This is a genomic window from Geodermatophilus marinus, assembly GCF_003428645.1.
GTDB lineage: Bacteria > Actinomycetota > Actinomycetes > Mycobacteriales > Geodermatophilaceae > Geodermatophilus.
The window spans coordinates 26323-43670 of record NZ_QVQH01000008.1 but is presented as its reverse complement, the minus strand read 5'-3'; the positions used below and the strand labels follow the sequence as shown (position 1 = coordinate 43670).

Annotated in this window: 20 protein-coding genes and 1 pseudogene; 14 read left to right on the top strand and 7 right to left on the bottom strand. The window is 70.8% G+C overall.

Features of this window, described 5'->3' with window-relative positions:
- Positions 1-123 precede the first annotated feature (123 nt).
- The 8 genes and pseudogenes from D0Z06_RS10995 to D0Z06_RS10970 all read left to right on the top strand — a co-directional run bounded on the left by D0Z06_RS10995 (position 124) and on the right by D0Z06_RS10970 (position 7971).
- A complete protein-coding gene (locus D0Z06_RS10995; protein WP_233517617.1) occupies positions 124-1410 on the top strand; it encodes a lipopolysaccharide biosynthesis protein in 1287 nt (428 codons plus the stop codon).
- A gap of 460 nt (positions 1411-1870) precedes the next feature.
- Entirely contained in the window at positions 1871-2575 is a 705-nt protein-coding gene (locus D0Z06_RS25095) for a glycosyltransferase family protein (protein ID WP_147332022.1), read from the top strand.
- A 55-nt stretch (positions 2576-2630) separates the two neighbouring features.
- Positions 2631-3902 (top strand): O-antigen ligase family protein, encoded by a 1272-nt coding sequence (locus D0Z06_RS25090; protein WP_147332021.1) that lies wholly within the window; start codon positions 2631-2633, stop codon positions 3900-3902.
- Positions 3903-3967: 65 nt separating this feature from the next.
- A pseudogene (locus tag D0Z06_RS27120) lies at positions 3968-4210 on the top strand (Wzz/FepE/Etk N-terminal domain-containing protein); the annotation flags it as partial.
- 465 nt (positions 4211-4675) lie between these two features.
- On the top strand, positions 4676-5353 hold the full coding sequence (locus D0Z06_RS26285; RefSeq protein WP_233517599.1) for a CpsD/CapB family tyrosine-protein kinase: 678 nt from the start codon (positions 4676-4678) through the stop codon (positions 5351-5353).
- 384 nt (positions 5354-5737) lie between these two features.
- Positions 5738-7087 (top strand): sugar transferase, encoded by a 1350-nt coding sequence (locus D0Z06_RS10980; protein ID WP_233517598.1) that lies wholly within the window; start codon positions 5738-5740, stop codon positions 7085-7087.
- 1 nt (position 7088) lies between these two features.
- A complete protein-coding gene (locus D0Z06_RS10975) occupies positions 7089-7307 on the top strand; it encodes a hypothetical protein (protein ID WP_117377424.1) in 219 nt (72 codons plus the stop codon).
- Between the two features lie 49 nt (positions 7308-7356).
- Complete coding sequence (locus D0Z06_RS10970) at positions 7357-7971, top strand: arsenate reductase/protein-tyrosine-phosphatase family protein (protein ID WP_117377423.1); 615 nt, start codon at positions 7357-7359, stop codon at positions 7969-7971.
- A 14-nt stretch (positions 7972-7985) separates the two neighbouring features.
- On the opposite strand, the gene D0Z06_RS10965 is transcribed toward D0Z06_RS10970, so the two are convergent.
- From D0Z06_RS10965 to D0Z06_RS25335, 3 genes are all read right to left on the bottom strand, one after another.
- Positions 7986-8366 carry a PIN domain-containing protein gene (locus D0Z06_RS10965; protein WP_117377582.1) on the bottom strand — a complete coding sequence of 127 codons (381 nt, stop codon included), beginning with the start codon at positions 8364-8366 and terminating at the stop codon, positions 7986-7988.
- Positions 8363-8611, bottom strand: coding sequence for a type II toxin-antitoxin system Phd/YefM family antitoxin (locus D0Z06_RS10960; RefSeq protein WP_117377422.1), 249 nt, complete (start codon positions 8609-8611; stop codon positions 8363-8365). The genes D0Z06_RS10965 and D0Z06_RS10960 overlap by 4 nt, the downstream gene beginning before the upstream one ends.
- Before the next feature lie 86 nt (positions 8612-8697).
- Complete coding sequence (locus D0Z06_RS25335; protein ID WP_158579947.1) at positions 8698-9303, bottom strand: arsenate reductase/protein-tyrosine-phosphatase family protein; 606 nt, start codon at positions 9301-9303, stop codon at positions 8698-8700.
- Positions 9304-9537: 234 nt separating this feature from the next.
- Here D0Z06_RS25335 and D0Z06_RS10950 point away from each other — a divergent pair, with 234 nt between their 5' ends.
- Positions 9538-10773 (top strand): acyltransferase family protein, encoded by a 1236-nt coding sequence (locus tag D0Z06_RS10950; protein ID WP_158579946.1) that lies wholly within the window; start codon positions 9538-9540, stop codon positions 10771-10773.
- A gap of 109 nt (positions 10774-10882) precedes the next feature.
- On the opposite strand, the gene D0Z06_RS10945 is transcribed toward D0Z06_RS10950, so the two are convergent.
- From D0Z06_RS10945 to D0Z06_RS10935, 3 genes are all read right to left on the bottom strand, one after another.
- Entirely contained in the window at positions 10883-11284 is a 402-nt protein-coding gene (locus D0Z06_RS10945; RefSeq protein ID WP_117377420.1) for a DUF6841 family protein, read from the bottom strand.
- Positions 11285-11510: 226 nt separating this feature from the next.
- Positions 11511-12587, bottom strand: a complete 1077-nt coding sequence (locus tag D0Z06_RS10940; protein WP_233517597.1) for an LCP family protein — start codon at positions 12585-12587, stop codon at positions 11511-11513.
- An 88-nt stretch (positions 12588-12675) separates the two neighbouring features.
- The gene (locus tag D0Z06_RS10935) at positions 12676-12855 is read right to left on the bottom strand and encodes a hypothetical protein (RefSeq protein WP_117377419.1); all 180 of its coding nucleotides are present in this window, start codon (positions 12853-12855) and stop codon (positions 12676-12678) included.
- Between the two features lie 165 nt (positions 12856-13020).
- On the opposite strand from D0Z06_RS10935, the gene D0Z06_RS25770 reads away from it, so the two are divergent.
- The 4 genes from D0Z06_RS25770 to D0Z06_RS10925 all read left to right on the top strand — a co-directional run bounded on the left by D0Z06_RS25770 (position 13021) and on the right by D0Z06_RS10925 (position 15755).
- A complete protein-coding gene (locus D0Z06_RS25770; RefSeq protein ID WP_199522253.1) occupies positions 13021-13176 on the top strand; it encodes a hypothetical protein in 156 nt (51 codons plus the stop codon).
- Between the two features lie 83 nt (positions 13177-13259).
- On the top strand, positions 13260-14579 hold the full coding sequence (locus tag D0Z06_RS10930) for a UDP-glucose dehydrogenase family protein (protein WP_117377418.1): 1320 nt from the start codon (positions 13260-13262) through the stop codon (positions 14577-14579).
- A gap of 80 nt (positions 14580-14659) precedes the next feature.
- Positions 14660-14854, top strand: coding sequence for a hypothetical protein (locus D0Z06_RS25085; protein ID WP_147332019.1), 195 nt, complete (start codon positions 14660-14662; stop codon positions 14852-14854).
- Positions 14855-14924: 70 nt separating this feature from the next.
- On the top strand, positions 14925-15755 hold the full coding sequence (locus D0Z06_RS10925) for a hypothetical protein (protein ID WP_147332018.1): 831 nt from the start codon (positions 14925-14927) through the stop codon (positions 15753-15755).
- A 29-nt stretch (positions 15756-15784) separates the two neighbouring features.
- On the opposite strand, the gene D0Z06_RS10920 is transcribed toward D0Z06_RS10925, so the two are convergent.
- Positions 15785-16111 (bottom strand): hypothetical protein, encoded by a 327-nt coding sequence (locus D0Z06_RS10920; protein ID WP_117377416.1) that lies wholly within the window; start codon positions 16109-16111, stop codon positions 15785-15787.
- Between the two features lie 175 nt (positions 16112-16286).
- On the opposite strand from D0Z06_RS10920, the gene galE reads away from it, so the two are divergent.
- Complete coding sequence (gene galE / locus D0Z06_RS10915) at positions 16287-17327, top strand: UDP-glucose 4-epimerase GalE (protein ID WP_117377415.1); 1041 nt, start codon at positions 16287-16289, stop codon at positions 17325-17327.
- Positions 17328-17348: the final 21 nt, after the last annotated feature.

Below are 17348 nucleotides of genomic sequence, written 5' to 3'. Positions count from 1 at the left end.
AGTCGGTAGCCATGCTGCCCGACGCCTTAGGTCATCCGCGCTCCATTAAGGTGATTGGGCGTCCCAGGAGTAGGAGATGGTCAGTTGGCAAGCAATGGACGCCGATCTCTGGCGCACGTCCTCGTGGCCTCGGGACTTGCAAATCTAGCCAACCCGATCGCGGCCATCGCAACGGCTCCCATACTGGCCCAAGTCTTGGGTCCGGACGGCCGAGGCGCCGTGGCCGCGGCTACAGCACCACTCGTTCTGATGACTACCGCAGCTCTTCTTGGCATTCCCGAGGCGGTAACGTATGTGGTCGCGAGGACTCCAGGCCAAAGCCGACCGAGCGTCTGGAGGGGAAGCCTCATCGTGCTCGTGTCTGGAGTGGCCTCAACTCTTTCCGTCGTAGCAGCTGCTTCATATACTTCCGGCGGCGACTCGACCGTTGAAAGGCTGACGGTAGTCACGGCGCTGGCCTTGACTCCCGCCCTACTAGTCGGAGTGCAGCGCGGCCGGGCAGCAGGCTTGGGCCTTTTTGGTCGCATCAACGCAGAGAAGTACATTGGGGCGCTGGTCCGACTTGGCGGTATCGGCGCTATGGCCGCCCTCGACGTGCTGACAGTCACGAGTGCCGTAGCCGTGATTGCGGCAGCACCGATAATCGCTGGCATGCCCTACCTGCGTCCAGTCCCAGACTCGGTGATTGACGACTCGCCGGAAACACAGGGGACTAAATGGGGTAGCATACTGCACTTTGGGCTACGCATATGGATTGGAACGTTGTCAGGAGTCCTGCTATCACGGCTGGACCAAGTGCTGATGGCACCTCTGTCCTCTCTAGCCGAACTTGGCTTCTACGTTGTTGCGGTCAACGTCGCTGACCTCGCGCTCATCTTCAACAACGCGGTGCGCGACGTTCTGTATGCGACTGAGGCCAAGGGCGGAACTGCCGGTGAAAGGGCAATTGTCGCCGCGCGCCTATCTGCGGCCCTCTCATTGGTCCTTGGAGTCGTCCTTGCCAGTACGATGACGCTCTGGTTACCACTTGTCTTCGGGCCGGAGTTCGCGGCTTCAGTAGTGCCCGCTGCCATACTGCTCTTGGCCGGTGTCACCGGCGTTCCGGGTTCGATCGCTGGTGCCATTTTGAGCGCGTCGGGAAGGCCTGGGCTACGCAGCACGTCCATGGTGGCAGCCGCGACAGTCAACATCATCCTGTTGTTTCTCTTGGCGCCCGCCCTGGGGGCTGTCGGCGCCGCCATCGCCACTCTCATAGGGAGTTTGATCGCAGCAAACGCCAACATCATCTTTGTGAGTCAGCGACTCCCACATGGCTTCAAGGACTTCTACGGAGTTCGGCGTACGGATTTCCAGCTGGCCTTGGCTGTAGTGCAGCGTCTGACGCATCCGCAACACGTATCCAAAGACTGACAGCGTGGCTGAGCAGAGGTTTCCTAAAGTGCTTCATCGAAACGTCATTGTGCTGTCGACCGCCGACTACGAATCGGCTGTCTGGACAAACAAGCAACACATCGCAAGTCGTCTCGCGGATTCTGGCGTCAGGGTCGCCTACATCAATTCCCTCGGATTGCGGCGGCCGACATTCCAGATTCACGACCTTCGCCGCATGGCGCGACGCTTGCAAGCTGGTCGACGAGTCGCTGCTGTACACAGTCCGTTGAACCTACAAGTTCATAGCCCCAGGGTTGTACCCTTCCACGGTAGTCGTTTAGTTCGTCGAGTCAATGCGTCAATCCTGAGGCGACAGCTCATTGGTCTACCGTGGTCAGACTCGACTCTATGGACCTTTAGCCCGGTTACCTATGGCCTTGAGACGGATGCAAGGCAAGTGGTCTACCATTCGGTTGACCTCCTTCATACGCTGCCGGGCGTGCCGAGTGCAGCTCTCCTGGAGGCTGAGTCGCAGCTAATTCGCCGTGCGGATGTAGTCATTGCAAGCAGCAGAGGCGTTGCAGAGCACCTTGAAGGACTGGGCCGCAAGGATGTCCAGCTCTGGCCCAATGTTGCTGATACGTCCGCTTACGAAGCCGCGACACGGCGGAGCGAGGAGCGTGAGAGGCGCGCAATATTTGCTGGAAACCTCACGCCGGCGAAAATAGACTTCGCAATACTTGAAGCCTTGGCTGACAGTGGCGTGGAGCTAGCTCTGGCTGGTCCGGTCTCCGTCGACGGGACCAGAAACGGCAGTCGACTCAATGATCTGATGTCTCATCGGCGGGTCACGTATTTAGGAAACCTTTCGTCCGAAGAGTTGGCGGTGGAGTGTGCATCCTCTATGGTCGGCCTGATCCCGTACCTGAGGAACGCCTACACCGCAGGCGTCCACCCGATGAAGCTCTACGAGTACTTATCGTCGGGGCTCTCGGTTGTGGCGACACCGCTGCAGAGTCTCACAGGCGAGACGGTCGAGGGCCTGCACATCCATGAGCCTGCCGACTTTCCTACCTTCGTTAGGCATGAGATTGACAGCTTCGACGAGGCTGTCGCACGCCAAAGGCAGGAGGCGGCTAGGGGGCACTCCTGGGAAGCTCGGTTGGAGCAAGTAGCGGCGGTGCTCGATCGTGAGAACAACTGATGCGCGACCCTAAGGGGGTGTTGCGTTGCTAGCCGCTTGGCTCCTGGTGTGTGCCGTGGCGGCGTGGATCTTGCGACGCAAGCCCGAGGGCGCCGCAGGGGTGATCCTCGTCCTGTGGATTATGATTCCGTCTGTAGCTGGTCAATTACTCACGGGTGTAAGCTTCTCTTCAGCAACGGTGACCAACATGCACCCAGCTGCATGGTTCACATACGTGTTCGTATGTATATTCGCGATCGTCGGTCCGCAGGGGTGGATTGCCGATCTCAAATCAACGCCGTGGCTATTGGTACTGCTCGCTTGGCTTATGGCGTACGGTGCAATATCGACGTTCACGAATGTCGGTCAGGCGTCGCCGAGGGGGTTCGTCGGCAACTTCCTGGCTGGAGGACTCTGGCTATTCATATGTGCGGTCGGTGGCGCCCGGAATCAGTGCTTCGCCCTCAGGTTATTGAAGCTCTTCGTGGCTTGCGCGGTTGTAAATGGCCTTTTGTCGATCGTTCAATCCGTCCTTGGGGAAGTCTGGCCGTTCGCCGGTTTTCGAGCGCTCTATCAGGTTGACTTCCGGGACGGTGCGGAGCGCACGAGTGGAACGCTCGATCACCCACTCGTCCTGTCGCTTCTGATGGTGGCCGCACTTCCTCTAGCCATGGTTCTGAGAGGGCACTGGGTAAGGCTCGGGGCGATCACTGTGCTGCTGATCGGTCTTCTGCAATCCGGTTCGCGGGCTGGAGCACTCCTTGGCCTTATCGGGTTACTCGGCGGCGCAATGGTCAGCCGCCAGTCGCTTAACCGAAAACTCGCTCAAGTCATCGGGATTGTGGGTACTGCCTCCGCGTTGCTTCTTGCTGGCGCCGGTGAGGTCGTCATCTCTAGATTTGTGGATGACGATGGGTCCACTTCGCTGAGGCAAGAGGCGTATGCATACTTTTGGGAAAACCTGTCAGATATCCTGTTCGTTGGTGGCGGTTATGCCTCGAGCTTCGATCTAAAGGACAGGGGGCTCATCCCAAGCAGCTTTGAAAATGGTTATGTGATGCTTGCCACCGACATGGGCCTCATGGCGGCGGCAAGCTTCCTCGGCGTTCAGGTCGGACTACTCGTCGTTGCATGGCGGCGTGCTGTGCCAAGAGCTGTGCTGGTGGGGGCGGCGGCGACCATGGCCTGCGCGGCGACCTTTAGTTCCTTCCAAGTCTTGTCGGCAGCTATGATAATCGTGTGGGCACCGATCGCGGTGGCAGCATGCTGGCCAGACGACTCCTGGAGCGGGTGCGATAACACTACTTCGTCGCCGAAGCTGGGGGGAAATGTCGAACACGGGCGGTGACAAGATAGCCGTCTAAAAGCTGGTATGACGTGCTTTCGATCAATCCACACAGGACGGGATGACAGATGGACGCGGGCGAGTTTGTTGCTGCGCTTCGGGGTAGGTGGTGGTGGCTAGTTGTTGGTTTGCTTGGCGGTGGAATTTCGGCGCTGGGCGTGAGTATGCTGCAGACGCCTGCGTATACGGCCGAGACGCAGTTGTTCGTCTCGGCAACGAATACCGCGTCGACGCTAGAGGCATTCCAGGGAGGGCAGCTCTCCCAGCAGCGGGTCCTCTCTTACGCGCGCCTCGTGGAGGGAGGTGAGCTTGCGTCTCGAGTGGCCGCTAGGCTCGACTCTGCGATGGCCCCTGAAGACGTGAAGGAGTTAATCAGCGCAAGTGTTGTACCGGATACAGTGCTAGTGGATGTGGAGGTGACGGCCGACTCGGCTCAACTGTCACAGGATGTCGCGGAGGCGGTCGGGGCAGTCTTTCCTCAAATGGTGGCCGAACTGGAGGGCTCGGAGGACGGGGAAGAGTCTCCTGTGAAGGCGACTGTTACTGAGGAGCCCCAGTTGCCGGAGGAACCGAGCTCGCCTAATGTGATTCGCAATGTGGCCCTGGGTCTCATGTTGGGGCTTCTCGGCGGCTCTGGGTTGGCCGTCGCTCACGCTAGAAACGATCGCTCCGTGAGGGATCCCGACGAGATCGTGCAGCTTGCAGGTGCGCCTGTCATCGGCACGGTATTGCGCGACGAGGCGCTCGAAAGGCGCCACGTTATTGACCGCACCAGTGTGAATCGGACGGCAGAGGACTACCGGCAACTTCGCAACAATCTTCAGTTCCTCAACGTCGACGAGCCGCCCAAGGTGATCATGGTCTCCAGCGCCGTGCCGTCCGAGGGCAAGACCACCGCGGTGGTCAACCTCGGCCTGGCTCTCGCGGATGCTGGCCGGCGGGTGACCATCGTCGAGGCCGACCTCCGTAAGCCCAAGGTCACCCGCTACCTCGGCATGGTCGGCGGGGTCGGGCTCAGCAACATCCTGGCCGACACGGCCGATCTCGACGACGTGCTGCAGCGCTACGGCACCGGAGAGCTCTCCGTCATCGCGGCCGGCCCGACGCCGCCCAACCCGGGGGAGCTGCTCTCCTCCAGGCACATGTTCGCCCTGCTCGACAAGCTCCGGGCCGCCAACGACTTCGTGCTCGTCGACGCCCCGCCGCTGCTGCCCGTCGCCGACTCCACCGGGCTGGCCGTCTACATGGACGGCGTCCTGCTCTCCGTCCGCTACGGCAGCACGCGCAAGGAGCAGTTGCAGCAGGCCGCGGCGACCCTGGAGCGGGTCGGCGCCAAGGCACTTGGCGTCATCCTCAACATCGTCCCGCCGAAGGCCGAGCTGGCCTCGGCGTACGGGTACGGCTACTCCTACGGCTACGGCAAGGACGAGCCCGGGGGTGGCGCGACCCGCTGACCCGGCGTCGCCCAAGGCCGTTGGACGGGCTCGCGCGCCGGAGCCGGCGGCGACCGTGGCGCAGCGGTGCGTGGTGCTGATGTGACGTGTGGTGCCTGCCACCTTCCAGTTGCGGAACTGTGACGGTACGTTCACTCCGCCGGGTGAACGCCGAGGTTCCTCGCGCACCGGCTGTCGAGTCGCGAATGCCCCTGCGGGGTGCGGCGTTTCCACGGGGGTACAGCGATTTCCACGCTCGACGATCGTGACGGACTCGTTCGTCACGCTCCGCGCACAAATGCTCGCTCGACGTCCGGCTTCGCCTCCCGGCTCCGTGGGGAGGGGACCGTCGCGCGACGGGCCTGGCGCGGCGCGTACGTCCGCCGGATCGTCGCCGCCGACTTCGTGTGCGCGCTCGTCGCGGGGTTGATCGGCTACCTCCTCCGCTTCGGCCCGGCCGGCGTCGGCTCCGAGATCGCCTACCTCGCCGCAGCACTGGGGCTACCGGTCCTCTGGCTGGCCGCGATGCTCCTCGGCCGCAGCTACGAGGAGCGTTTCCTCTGGGTCGGCGCCGACGAGTTCCGCCGGGTCTTCTTCGCCGCCGCGCTGCTGCTCGCCACCGTCGGCACCGTCTCCTGGGCCCTCAAGCTGGACGTCGCCCGGGGCTTCGTGGTCGTCGCGCTCCCGCTCGCCACGCTGCTGACCCTCGTCCAGCGCTACGCGCAGCGGCAGCGGCTGCACCGCGCCCGCCAGCAAGGGCACTTCCAGCAGACCACCCTGCTCGTCGGTCACCGCGCCGGCGTCGAGGCACTGCACGCCCAGATCGAGCGCGAGGCCTACCACGGCTACCACGTGATCGGCTGCGCCCTCCCCGGGGGCCGCGACGCCGCCGCCCAGTTCGACGGGCTGCCCGTGCTGGGTGACCTCACCGAGGTCGTCGACGTCGTCCGCGGCTTCGAGGTCGACACCGTCGCCGTCCTGCCCTCGCCGGAGCTCGACGGGCCGGCGCTGCGCCGCCTCGGCTGGGACCTCGAGGACACCCGCGCCGAGCTCCTCCTAGCCCCGGCCATCACCGAGGTCGCCGGCCCCCGGGTGCGCATCCGCCCCGTCGCCGGGCTGCCGCTGCTGCACGTCGAGCGCCCCGAGCTGACCGGCGTCCGCCGGCTGACCAAGGCGACCTTCGACCGCAGCAGCGCGATCCTCGGCATCCTGGCCATCGCGCCGGTGCTCATCGCCCTCGCGCTCGCCGTCAAGGTCACCAGCTCCGGCCCGGTGTTCTTCCGGCAGGAGCGGGTGGGCAAGGACGGCCGCACCTTCGGGATGCTGAAGTTCCGGAGCATGGTGGCCGGCGCCGACCGCATGGTGGCCGCGCTGGACGAGCAGAGCGAGGGCAACGGCGTCCTGTTCAAGATGAAGGACGACCCGCGGGTCACCCGCGTCGGGAAGGTCCTGCGCCGCTACTCCCTCGACGAGCTGCCGCAGCTGTTCAACGTCGTCCGCGGCGACATGTCCCTCGTCGGCCCGCGGCCGCCGCTGCAGAGCGAGGTCGAGAAGTACGGTGACGACATGCACCGCCGCTTCCTCGTCAAGCCCGGCCTGACCGGCCTCTGGCAGGTCAGCGGCCGCTCGGACCTCTCCTGGGACGACTCGGTGCGCATCGACGTCCGCTACGTCGAGAACTGGTCGCTGACCGTCGACTTCATGATCCTGTGGAAGACCGCCGGTGCGGTCCTGCGCGGCTCGGGAGCGTACTGAGATGGCAGTCCTCCGCGCCGTCCCCGGCTCCCGCCGCCCCCGCGCGCTGAGCGCCGCCCTGTACGGCGCGATCCTGATGGCGCTGGCCGTCGTCCTCGCCGAGGCCGTCCTGCTCGGCCTCGTGCCCTCCGCAGCGACCAGGTCGACGGCCGCCGTCCTCCTGCTCGGCGCCGGAGCCGCCGTCGCCGTGCTGATCCGGGACGCCCGCCGGCACCGGTGACCGCCCGCGCGGGGCGGCCGGTTCCCGGCCGCCGTCGGACAATGGGCTGATGCCCCGCCACTGGACCCCCGAGCCGGTCTTCTCCGTGCTCCTCGTGTGCACGGGCAACATCTGCCGCTCGGCGCTGGCCGAGCGGCTCGGCCGGGCCTACCTCGACGAGGCGCTGGGTGACGCCGCCGGCCAGGTGCAGCTCAGCAGTGCCGGTGTCCAGGGCGTCGAGGGCTCGGCCATGCACCCCGACAGCGCCCTGGTGCTCCGCGGCCTCGGTGGCGACCCCGAGGGCTTCGTCGCCCGCCGCCTGGTCGAGGACCTGGCCATCGATGCCGACCTCACCCTCACCATGACCCGCCAGCACCGCCGCGACGTGCTCAAGGCCGCCCCGCGGGCGCTGAACAAGACCTTCACCCTCCGCGAGGCCGCCGACCTGGTGCGGCTCGTCGGGGCGGACGCCGACCTGCCGGGGGAGGGGCTGGCCGAGCGCGCCCGCGCCCTGGTGCGGGAGATGGCCGCGGCCCGCTCCCGGCGGCAGGGCGGGGGCGGGGACGACATCGGCGACCCCATCGGGCTGCCCGTCGAGGCCCACCAGGAGGCCGGCGAGGCGGTCGCCGGGGCGCTGGTGCCCGTGCTGGCCCGCATCGCCACGCTGCAGCCGGCGCGGACCTGAGCTTCGGCGGCCGATCAGACGGGGACGACCTCGAGCAACTCATCGGCGCCGACGAGGTCGTCGGCGTTGCGGGTGTAGAGCCGGGCACCGTGCGCGTGCGCCGTGGCGGCGATGAGGAGATCCATCGTCCGCGGCCGAGGTGCCCGGCCGGCGGCCACCACGGCGGCTGCCAGCCGGCCGTAGCTGGCGGCGACGGCCTCGTCGACGGGCAGGGGGTCGAAGCGGTGTTGCAGGACCGACAGGCGGCGTAGTCGCTCGGCGCGGATCTCCGGCTCACCGGCCACCAGGATGCCGAAGTGCAGCTCGGCCACGGTGGCGGCGCTGATCGCCAGCTCGCCGGTCAACGGGCCGACGTCGGCAGCGATCACCACGCTGGTGTCGAGCACGGCTCTCATCGGCGCAGCCACGGATCGGTGAGCTCGCCGTCGAGGCGATCCCGCTCCTCGGCCCAGGTGGTGTCGGCGGGACCGCGGAACAGCTCGGCGATCTCATCCCACTGCCGCCAGGCGCGCGGCGAGACGGGGACCAGTCGAGCGCTGGGGCGGCCGGCCACCGTGATCGTGACCTCCTCCCCGGCCTCGGCCCGGCGCACGAGCTCGGAGGCGTGCTGGCGGAGTTCGCGCAGGCCGATGGTCGTCACCCGCCGAACAGTAGCACTTGTGCTACCGGTGTGGGCCCTCGGGCAAGAAGCTCGACGGCCTCGGTCGGCGACGACGTCCGGCCGGGTCAGGCCGGGACGAGCGCGGGTAGGTGCGTCCGGACGCTGGTGAACAGGACGTCGGCCAGCGGGCGCAGCGCCACCTCGATCGTGCGGGCCGTCGCCGCGTGCACCTCCGGGCGCCGGCCGATCGGGTCGGCGATGTCGTCGCCGCTGCCGGAGGCCCGGCCGGCGCGGGCGGCGTCCAGGCGCAGCGCCAGGTCGACCGCCCGGGTGCGCACGGGGGAGAGGAACACCCCGCCCAGGTCCGCCCGGTTGAGCAGGTCCGTGGCCTCGAGCAGCGTGAAGGTCCGCCGCAGGCCGCGGGGGTTGACCTCCAGCACCGAGCGCCGCTGGTCGCGGGTCATCGTGAGCACCAGGTCGGCCTCCGCGGCGAGCTCCGCGGTGAGCACGCGGGAACGGAAGCCGGCCGGGTCGCCGCCGAGCGCGGTGAGCGCTGCCGCGGCCTCGGGGTCCATGTCCCGGCCCTCGACGGCGTCCAGGCCCGCGCTCGCCACGGAGACCTCGGCGGCCTCCGGGCTGCCGGCGAGGGCCTCGGCGGCCCAGGCCGTGGCCAGCCGCTCGGCCAGCGGCGAGCGGCACAGGTTCCCGGTGCAGACGAAGAGGAGGCGCACGCACCCGACGCTAGGGGCGGACAGGCAGGTCGTCGCCGCTGCGGCGGGGGCCGTGACCCCTCCGGGTGAGCCGGATTCCCCACGGTGGGTCGCGGCTCGCTGCCGCACGGCGACGGGGATGCGCCCGCCGGGATGACCTGGGCCACGGCCGGGTGCCCGGCGGCGGGCGGCCCCGTAGCGTCGCAGCGGATCCGGGCGTCGTCCGGGAGGTGGCAGCGCGGGGAAGGGCAGCACGTGGCGGCATCGCACGGGGGGCAGCAGGTCGACGACGTCGTGGCCCCGGCGGGGGCCGTCGCGCCCCCGCGCACCAAGCCCGCGTTCCGCACCGACGTCGAGGGGCTGCGGGCCGTCGCCATCGGCGCGGTGCTGCTGTTCCACGCCGGCGTTCCCCGCATCAGCGGCGGCGGCTTCGTCGGCGTCGACGTCTTCTTCGTCATCTCCGGCTTCCTCATCACCGGGCTGCTGGTCCGCGAGGTCGACCGCACCGGACGCATCGCGCTGGCCGACTTCTACGCCCGCCGCGCCCGCCGGATCCTCCCCGCCGCCGCCTTCGTCACCGTCGTCACGCTGGTCGCCGGCTCCCTGCTGCTCGACGGGCCGGAGCAGAGCGACCTCGGCTGGGGTGGCTTCTGGGCCGCGCTGCAGAGCGCCAACTGGTACTGGGCCAGCATCTCGATCGACGAGCTGGTGCCGCGGCTGACCGAGAACCCGCTGCTGCACTACTGGTCGCTCGCGGTCGAGGAGCAGTTCTACCTCGTCTGGCCGCTGACGATCATCCTGGTCGTGGCCGTGGTCCGCCGCCGGTCGGGCTCCTGGCGGCCGGCCCTGCTCGCCACCCTCGGCGTCCTCTCCGCCGCCTCGCTGCTGGCCTGCGTGCTCGTCACCTACGACCACCGGCTGCTGGCCTACTTCGGCAGCCCCATGCGGGCCTGGCAGTTCGGCGCCGGCGCCCTGCTGGCCATCGGCGCGGCCACGGTCGACCGATGGGCGGCCACCGAGCGCGGCCGCCGGCTCGGCGTCGGCCTCGGCTGGGCCGGGATGGCGCTCATCCTCAGCTGCCTGCTGTGGGCCAACGGCACGCCCTACCCGGGCGTCGCGGCGATCGTCCCGACGGTGGGCGCCGCGGCCGTGATCCTCGCCGGCGGCCTGACCGCGCGGCGCGGCAGCGTGGCCGCGGTGCTCTCCTGGGCGCCGGTCCGGTTCGTCGGGCGCATCTCCTACTCCTGGTACCTGTGGCACCTGCCGGCCACGTTCGTCGCCGAGCACGCGTTCGGGCTCACCGGCTGGTACTGGTGGCTGCTCGTCGAGCTGATCGCCGGCGGGCTCGCCTACCTGACGATGGTGCTCGTCGAGCGGCCCTTCCGGTACGCCCCGGCGTTCTCCGCCACCCCCGGCCGCGGCCTCGCGCTCGGCGGCGCGGTCACCGCGCTCACCGTCGCCGTCGCGCTGGCCGTCGTCGCCACCAGCTGAGTTCGGCAGCACGGGGTGATGCGGGTGGGGAACTCGTCGGCACGTCCCCTCTCTGCGTGCACGTACTGCCCTGCGCGGAGTTCGGCGTCCGGTTCCCCCTGGAGCACAGTTAGACAGGGGAGTGGACGACGAGCGCGGAGATCCGGCGTCCCTCTGGCCGGTCGGTGATCAGGTAGGTCACCTCCAACCGAGAGATCTCGCTGCCGTCTGCGCGCCGGCGCACGAACCTGGCCCGGTGACCGGCGCAGCTGCCGTTGAGCACGACGGTCTTCGCGTCGAGTTCCTCGGTCCGGTCGTACCCGGCCGCCCGCATCCCGTCCACCTGCTGGCGTGCCATCGCCAGGACCTGGGTCTCGTCGGTCAGCGCCGTCGTTCCCGCGTCGGTGCTGATGAGGAACGGAATGCCGTAGTGGAGGAGCAGCCGCCGAACGTCGTCGGTGTCTCCCCGCCCCAGCGCGACGAAGTCGTTCAGGTAGGCCCCGAACCACTCCCTGGCTCCGTGCTCGTCCACGCCTCGATGGTGTCGCCCGCCGGTTCCTCGGGTCCAGACCTTCGTGCCAGCCGGCGCGCCGTTCGCCACCTCGACCGCCGTGAAGCGGGGGTGCGGCGAGCGATGCCCCCGCTCGGCCCTCCGGCTCCAGGCCGGGGACGTGCAGCGGCTCTGACTGGGTTTTCCACCCATCTCACCCCTCGCTGCCGAACTCACCACCAGCTGAGCCGGGTCAGCGGGACGCCGCTCAGCGGGGGACGTCGGGCAGCGCCTGGTCGGCGAACTCGTCGGCGTTCTGCGACAGTGAGTCGTTGCGCAGGTACTCCCACATCCGCTCGCCGGCGACGTGGTCCAGGTAGACCACGCTGGCCGCGCCCTCGGTGCCGGTGCCTAGCACCGGTGCGGTGAGGAAGTCGATGCCCTCCAGGCCCAGGCCGCGCAGGTCGTAGGCCAGCGAGAGCAGCTCGCCGTTGCCGAGCTGCTCGTCGACGGCGACCGCGCCGGTCATCGACAGCAGCGCGGCGTCCAGGCGGCCGGGGTCGGTGAGGGTGTCGGTGCTCAGCAGCTTGCCGAACACCGCCTTGAGGTACTGCTGCTGGCGGCGCACCCGGTCGAAGTCGCCCGCGGCCAGGCCGTAGCGCTGCGCGAGGTACCAGCGGGCCTCGTCGCCGTCGAGGTGGTTGACGCCGGCGGCGAAGGTGTGCGGGCCGTTGCTGGTGGTCTCGGCGACCACGACCTCCACCCCGCCGAGGTCGTCGGTGACCTCGGTGATGCCCTCGAAGTCGATGGCGACGTAGTGGTCGACGCGCACGCCGGTGAGCTGCTCGACGGTCTGCACCAGCAGCGACGGCCCGCCGTAGGCGTAGGCGGCGTTGATCTTGCCCATCCCGTGCCCGGGGATCTCCACCCAGGAGTCGCGGGGCAGGGAGACGACCTGGGCGTGCTGCCGGTCGGCGGAGAACCGGGCCAGCATGATCGCGTCGGAGCGGCCGCCGGGGGCGATGCCCTCCTCGGCGGTCGCCAGGGTGTCCGAGCCGACCAGCAGGAAGGTGACCGGGGCCTCGCCCGCCGCCTGCTGCGGGGTGGCCGGCGCCGGCCGGGACTCCTCCTCGAGGCCGGCGAAGACGTCGGCGACCCGCGCCACGTTGCCGGCGTACCGGTCGGTCAGGAACCACAGGCCCCCGCCCACGACCAGCGCGAGCACCAGGCCCAGCACGCCGAGGACGACCAGCACCCGGCGCAGCCCGCGCCGGCGCGGTCGAGGGCCCTCCGGGGCCGCGTGCTGCGGGCGCCGCCCGTCCACCACCGTCTGCTCCGCGCCCATGCCATCCCCCGTCGACCGGATACCCGGTCGAATGTACGGAGCGGTGCCGGAACCGCGCAGGGACGCTGACCCCCGCGGGGGAGGCGGGTCACCCGGGTGGCCTCGGGCGCGGCACCTCCTCCGAGGGGTCGTCGCCTCCGAGCAGTGGTCCCAGGTCGTCGGGACGCGGGCGGCGCCGGTCGGCGAGGCGGACGGTCCGGCCGATCAGCAGCGCGAGGCCGACGGCGACGAGCGGCCAGAGCCCCAGGAGCCACCATCCCCAGCTCATCGGGCCTCCCCGACGTCCGCACCGGCCCGGGTCGCGGGCAGGTCTCCGCACCAGTGAACCGCGCGGAGGGGTGCGGCGCACTCACCCGGTCCCGTGAATGCGAGGGGCGGGGAGCATGACGCACCTCACGTCCCCCTGCCGGTCCCCGACCGGCAGACTGGCCGGGTGCGCAGCCTCCCCGTCCCGGCTCGCCCGCTCGGCCGCGCTCCCCGGTGGCGCGGGCGGCTGCACCTGCACCGCTTCCGGTGGGCGGCCGACGACGCCTTCAGCGGGTCCAGCCTCTACGCCTGCCGCTGCGGCGTCGTCCGCCCCTCCCCCTGACGACCCTGGGTGGTCGGGTGCTCCGCCCACGACCTACGGTCGGCCGGTAACGGAACAGGCGGGGCACGGAGGGGTGCGCTGACATGAGGATCTCGGTCATCGGCTGCGGGTACCTGGGGGCGGTCCACGCGGCGTCCATGGCCGAACTGGGGCACGAGGTCGTCGGCATCGACGTCGACGAGCCGAAGGTCGCCGCCCTGCGCGACGCGAAGGCCCCCTTCTTCGAGCCCGGTTTCGAGGAGCTGCTCGAGCGGACGCTGGGCACCGGGCGGCTGCGGTTCTCCACCGACGTGGCCGACGCGGCCGGCGCCGTCCTGCACTTCGTCTGCGTGGGCACCCCGCAGAAGCGCGGCGAGTACGCCGCCGACCTGCGCTACGTGGAGGCCGCCGCCGAGTCGCTGCTGCAGGTGCTCGCGCCGGGCGACCTGGTGGTGGGCAAGTCGACCGTGCCGGTGGGGACGGCGGCCCGGCTGGCGGAGCTGGTCGGGGAGAAGGTGCCCGGCGCGCTGCTGGCGTGGAACCCGGAGTTCCTCCGCGAGGGCTTCGCCGTGCAGGACACGCTGCACCCCGACCGGCTGGTCTACGGCCTGCCCGCCGGCCCCGACGGCGAGACCGCCGAGCGCATGCTCGACGAGGTGTACGCGCCGATCGTCGCGCGGGGCACGCCGAAGGTGGTCACCGACCACGCCACCGCGGAGATGGTGAAGACGGCGGCCAACTCGTTCCTGGCCACGAAGATCTCCTTCATCAACGCCATGGCCGAGCTGTGCGAGGCCACCGGCGCCGACGTGAAGCTGCTGGCCGACGCGATCGGCTACGACGACCGGATCGGGCGCAAGTTCCTCAACGCCGGGCTGGGCTTCGGCGGCGGCTGCCTGCCCAAGGACATCCGCGCCTTCATGGCCCGCGCCGGGGAGCTGGGCGCCGACCAGGCGCTGACCTTCCTGCGCGAGGTCGACAACATCAACATGCGCCGGCGGATCCGGATGGTCGAGCTGGCCCGCGAGGTCTGCGACGGCTCGCTGCTCGGCAAGCGGGTCGCCGTGCTCGGCGCGGCGTTCAAGCCCGACTCCGACGACATCCGCGACAGCCCGGCGCTCAACGTCGCCGCGCAGCTGCAGCTGCAGGGCGCGGTGGTGCGGGTGACCGACCCGGCGGCGGTGGAGAACAGCCGTCGGCTGTGGCCGCAGCTGGACTACGCCGGCACCGCGGAGGAGGCGGCCGAGCGGGCCGACGCCGTCCTCGTCCTGACCGAGTGGAAGCAGTACCGCGAGCTGGACCCGGTCGCCTTCGGCGAGGTCGTGGCGCAGAAGCGGGTGCTCGACGGGCGCAACGCCCTCGACCGCGAGGCCTGGACCGCCGCCGGCTGGAGCTACCGGGCCCTGGGCCGCCGCGCCGGCTGACGGGCGGGGCCGGTGGGGCCGGTGCGGTCCCACCGGTCCCGCCCGCCCCACCCGTCCCGGATCCGTTCCCGGATCGGCGCATGGCTGCCGAGAGGGCGGGCATGGAGTGGCTCGTGCTCTTCCTCGCCGTCTGGGTCGCGCTCGCCGTCGCCGTCGCCGTCCTCGTCGGCCGCGGCATCCGCATGGCCGACGCCCGGTCGGCGGGCACCGGGACCCCGCTGACGACCGCCGACCTCCCGGCCGGCATGGTCGCCGTGGGGTCCGCCCGCCGCTGAGCGCGGTGCCTCACCCCGCCGGGTGACCACACGGTCACGGTCGGCTGCCGGGCTGCCGATGGTGACGGACATGTGGGCATGGATCGTCGGCGGGCTCGTGGCCTGGGGGCTCGCCGCCCTGGTGGTGGCCGTCGTCCTCGGCCGCGGCATCCGGCTGGCCGACCAGCGCGCCTGGGGGACCGGCGCCCCCGCCGAACCCCGCCCCCGGCGCCGCCGGGTCCCGCTCCCCCCGATCGGCGTCGCGCTCGCCGCGGTCGCCGTCGTCCTGATGACCACCGGCTACGCGACCCGCCTCAGCGGCGCCCGCGGCCCGCTCGCGCGGTTCCTCGACATGGACGCGCCGTTCTCGCTGCCGCGGCTCTACGTCGCCGCCCTCTTCGCCGTCGCCGCCCTCGCGGCCGCCGCCGGTGCCGCCCGCAACCCCGGGCGCCGGACCTGGTGGGCCGCGGTCGGCGTCGTGACCGCCGCCATCGCGGTGGTCAAGGCCGGCAGCACGCTGCACGCCGACGCGATGCAGGCCCTCGCCGCGGCCGTCGGGTCGAGCGCCGCGGTCGTCGTGAGCGTCCTGCTCGCCGCCGCCGTGCTGCTCGTGCTCGGCGTGCTCAGCCGGGCCGAGCGCCGCGACCGGCGCCGCGTGCTGCTCGCCCTCGGCGCCTACGCCGCCGCCTCGGTCGGGCTCTCCGCGCTCTCCTCGGCCGCCGGGTCCTGGGCCGCCACCGCCACGTTCCTCGAGGAGTCCGGCGAGGCCCTGGCCGGGGTCTCCGTGCTGGTCGCCGTCCTCGTCGGTGTCGCCCCCCGCCTGGTGCTGCCGGCCGCGTGGCGGCTGCGCCGGCAGGACGACGCGCTCGGCCTGGAGGTCCCCGACCTCGCCCCGGGCGCCGAGGGGCACGCCCGCGGCTGACGCCGGGGATCAGCGGCTGACCCCGCGGGTCAGCGGCGGCGCGAGCCCGGCCGGCGCGCCGGCGGCGCGATGCAGCGGTTCGTCACCGGTCCCGGCCGCCGCGGCCGCCGGGCGAGCGGCTGCGGCGCGGGCTCCCGGTCCCCCTCCGGCTCGGCGGGCTCCGGTCCAGCCTGCTCGGCAGGCTCCGGCTCGGATGCCGGGACCGGTGCCGGTGCGGGTGCAGGGGCGGGGACGAGCACGGCGTCGGGGAGGTCGTCCCGCTCGTCCCGGTCGGCCCCGCGGATCGCGGCGCCGATCAGCAGGCCCAGGACCAGGGCGCCCAGCGGCCACGCGAGGAGCACCCACCACCAGCTCATCGGCCCCTCCCCGGGCCCGTGCCGCGCTGCCCCCGTCCCCTGCGGCTCGCCGAGTCCTGCGGACACCAGCGTCCGCCCGGGGAGCGACGTCCGCACCCACCGGTGCATTGCGGAACGATGACGATCCGGCGAACGCGAGGGGCACGGGCGCCCACCCCGGCGCTACCCTCCGCCGATGGCGTGGCTGGTCACCGGCGGGGCCGGGTACATCGGGGCGCACGTGGTCGACGCGATGCGGCAGGCGGGGGAGGACGTCGTCGTCCTCGACGACCTCTCCACCGGGGACGCCGCGCGCATCCCCGGCGTCGACCTGGTCGTCGGCTCGGTCGGTGACGCCGGGCTCCTGACCCGGTTGCTCGCCGGCCGCGCGGTCGAGGGCGTGGTGCACGTCGCGGCCAAGAAGCAGGTCGAGGAGTCGGTGCGGGACCCGCTGCTCTACTACCGGGAGAACGTCGCGGGCCTGGTCACGCTGCTCGAGGCGGTCACCGCGGCCGGCGTCCCGTCCTTCGTGTTCTCCTCCAGCGCCGCGGTCTACGGCGCCCCCGACGTCGACCTGGTCACCGAGGCCACCGACTGCCGCCCCGTGAACCCCTACGGGGAGACCAAGCTCGTCGGCGAGCGGGTGGTCGAGGCGCTGGCGCGGGCGACCGGCCTCCGGTACGCCCACCTGCGCTACTTCAACGTCGCCGGCTGCGCCCGGCCCGAGCTCGCCGACCGCGGCCGGTCCAACCTCGTCCCGATGGTCTTCGAGCAGCTGGTCGCCGGCCGCCCGCCGCGCGTCTTCGGCGACGACCACCCGACGCCCGACGGCACCTGCGTCCGCGACTTCGTGCACGTGGCCGACGTCGCCTCGGCCCACGTCGCCGTCGCCCAGGCGCTGCGCGACGGCCGGACCGCCGCGCTGACCGCCAACATCGGCCGCGGCGAGGGGGTGTCGGTGCGGGAGGTGGTCGAGATCATCCGGGCCGTCACCGGGACTGCCGACGCGCCCTGGGCCGAGCCCGTCGTCGAACCGCGCCGGGCCGGTGACCCGCCGCGGGTGGTGGCCTCCGCCGACCTGCTGCGCGACCGCCTCGGCTGGCGCGCCCGCCACGACGTCGAGGAGATGGTCCGGTCGGCCTGGGCCGGCTGGGGCAGCCCGGCGCTCCCCGGGCCCGCCGCCGGAGAAAGTGACCCGGTCCGTGCCGGAGGGGGTCGCGCGACACCGGTCCCGTGAGCACACTGCACGCCTACGGCG

Bases quoted from the DNA above. Each gene is read 5' to 3' on its own strand.
- D0Z06_RS25085 (WP_147332019.1), top strand. From the start codon at position 14,660: ATGGCTGCCGAGAGGGCGGGCATGGAGTGGCTCGTGCTCTTCCTCGCC.
- D0Z06_RS10970 (WP_117377423.1), top strand. From the start codon at position 7,357: ATGCCCCGCCACTGGACCCCCGAGCCGGTCTTCTCCGTGCTCCTCGTG.
- D0Z06_RS10920 (WP_117377416.1), bottom strand. From the start codon at position 16,111: ATGAGCTGGTGGTGGGTGCTCCTCGCGTGGCCGCTGGGCGCCCTGGTC.
- D0Z06_RS10930 (WP_117377418.1), top strand. From the start codon at position 13,260: ATGAGGATCTCGGTCATCGGCTGCGGGTACCTGGGGGCGGTCCACGCG.
- D0Z06_RS10940 (WP_233517597.1), bottom strand. From the start codon at position 12,587: ATGGGCGCGGAGCAGACGGTGGTGGACGGGCGGCGCCCGCAGCACGCG.
- D0Z06_RS10935 (WP_117377419.1), bottom strand. From the start codon at position 12,855: ATGAGCTGGGGATGGTGGCTCCTGGGGCTCTGGCCGCTCGTCGCCGTC.
- D0Z06_RS10975 (WP_117377424.1), top strand. From the start codon at position 7,089: ATGGCAGTCCTCCGCGCCGTCCCCGGCTCCCGCCGCCCCCGCGCGCTG.
- D0Z06_RS10925 (WP_147332018.1), top strand. From the start codon at position 14,925: ATGTGGGCATGGATCGTCGGCGGGCTCGTGGCCTGGGGGCTCGCCGCC.
- galE (WP_117377415.1), top strand. From the start codon at position 16,287: ATGGCGTGGCTGGTCACCGGCGGGGCCGGGTACATCGGGGCGCACGTG.
- D0Z06_RS10965 (WP_117377582.1), bottom strand. From the start codon at position 8,366: ATGAGAGCCGTGCTCGACACCAGCGTGGTGATCGCTGCCGACGTCGGC.